Annotated in this window: 2 protein-coding genes; both read right to left on the bottom strand. The window is 32.1% G+C overall.

Annotated elements, in window-relative coordinates:
* Positions 1-1,184: phage tail sheath family protein (locus AJ887_RS05810; RefSeq protein ID WP_070284957.1), on the bottom strand; the 1,184-nt coding region annotated here is incomplete at its 3' end.
* Between the two features lie 18 nt (positions 1,185-1,202).
* A partial coding sequence (locus AJ887_RS05815; RefSeq protein WP_070284959.1) for a hypothetical protein occupies positions 1,203-2,191 on the bottom strand: 989 nt, incomplete at its 5' end.

Consider the following 2,191-nt stretch of genomic DNA (forward strand, 5'->3'; position numbering starts at 1 on the left):
GCACTAATAGTTTTAATCAAATCACTCGCCCATTCATCAGAGTAGATGAACTCTAAAGTGATTTGTTTAACGATTGGATTATTCATCATTTTTATATTTAGATAAAACTTACCAGCACTCACATTGGCATCTGTGTTTCTTTCTTCATCCCAGCTTACCTCATAGCCAATTAAAACCTTAGCTCCTTTTAAATCTCTTAGCAATTCTTCAATGCTGATTTTTATAAAATATAATTCACTTGCTTTTTTATCAATAGCTTTAAAAGCTGCTTTTTGTCCTGCTAGGGCTATACGATCAAAAGTTCTTACACGAGCTAAATCTTGCCAAATCGTATCTTCATGGCTAGTTTCCCCACCCCAAGAGCGATAACCTTCACTTAAAATACAAGTTGAAATATGAGCGTTTCTTAGTCTTTCTGCATCACAATCAAAGCCATTGATAAACTCTATAAAATACTCTGTGCCAGTAACCCCATTCATCACTCTATTTGAGTAAGAATCACTAAAGCCATATTCTTTATCTCCATCTGTATGAGCTATTAAACCTGCGATGATAGGAGATTGTGGAACATAAGCGTATTTTCCTTGTGTATTTAAGATTTGAACCTGTGGCCAAGTGGCAATTAATCTTTTAGAGCTAAAAGCCTCCATTGTATTAATAGCTTCGCCAACATTTGTAGCGTAAAGATCCACAATAGCTGTGATATTCATAGAACTTGCCACACTTTCAAGCTTAGCCTTTACTCCTGCTTCATGTGAGTAATAAGGAGCAATGATTAAATCAGGGCTAAAACCTGTTTTATGCTTTGCTTTTTTAAAAGCTTCTATGGCATTAACAATATTGATTAAAGTGTTTTCACTTTCCTCGCTTTCTTCAAAAAAACTAATAATAATTACATTACTTACATTTTGTAGATTGATACATTCTAAAGTATCTAAAAGTCTAAAATCTTGTAAGTTATTTTCTTTGATTAAATCGTTTACAAATTCTTTTGCTTTATTTACATTTGAAAAGGCAAAGATTGGCATAGCTTCCACGCTTTCATAACCAGCCTTTGTGTAAATCATTTCTTTACTTGCACCTTTTAAGCTAGCCGCAATACCAATAGGCGTATCACTTTGCACTTTAATAGGACTTGCCGCACCATTGCTAATATTAAAATTAACTCCATAATTTGCTGTCATTATTCACTCCTTATTTCTTTACATTTTTTGTATTTTTTGTTTTTTTTGTTTTTTAGGATTTAAATTAAGCTCTTTTTTCATAACAATTTGATCTTGTTTAGAAATTTCAAATAAAAAAGCATAATCTCCATAAGTATCAGAACTAGCTTCTAACTTTTCAACATTAAAATCTTCACTTTGAATTTCTTGCTCACCTATAAAAATGGATTTTTTTACTCTTATATTGGTAATTTCTGTTTGACCATAATATCCATTACCTCTAGCAAAAAGCTTATTGGGCATTGGTGTATTTTCAAGTTCTATGCTTACCTCTCTACTTCCTGAACTAGACCATAAGCAACACTCATCAGCGCCACCATTATATTTTTTAAACACATGGGCGATTTTGTGATAGGTTTCTTGATAAATACCACTTGTCTTAATCGTTCCTAAAATTTGGTTTTCTCCTGCAATAGGATTAGAATCTATAGTAAAATCGCTTCTATTAAGACCATTACCATCTTTAGTCATAGTAAATTTTGCGTTTTCATATTCATCTTGAACTTTATTTGGAGTAGCAAAACCATTTTCAAAACCAAGTCTTAAATCACTCATACAACCCCCATATTGTCCACCTGTGGTAGTGTTATCAAATGTGATGATGATTTTTTCTTTAGGGGCAATATCATTGCTACCATCTCCTAGTAAATCAACCCAGCTTGTAAAATCATTATCATTAGCAGTGCAAATAAATAATTGCTTTTTACTTTCTACAACCGCCCAAATTTCTCCTACTTTAGCTTGTGTATTGTAGTTAGGTGGGGTTTTTGATATTTTTATGTTTGTATTTTGGAAATTTTGATCTTGTAAAATTTCCTCAATGAGACTTTTAAGCTCCTCTTTATTAACAAGCTCTTCTTTAAAAAGCTTTAGTTTTTTATCTATAAGCTCATTAACTTTTTGAGCATTAAGCTTATCACTAACTATAGGTTCACTTGGCTCTTTTGAGCCTTGATTAATATCTGGAA

Origin of the sequence: Campylobacter sp. BCW_6466 (genome assembly GCF_001762835.1) — a bacterium.
Taxonomy (GTDB): Bacteria; Campylobacterota; Campylobacteria; order Campylobacterales; family Campylobacteraceae; genus Campylobacter_D; species Campylobacter_D jejuni.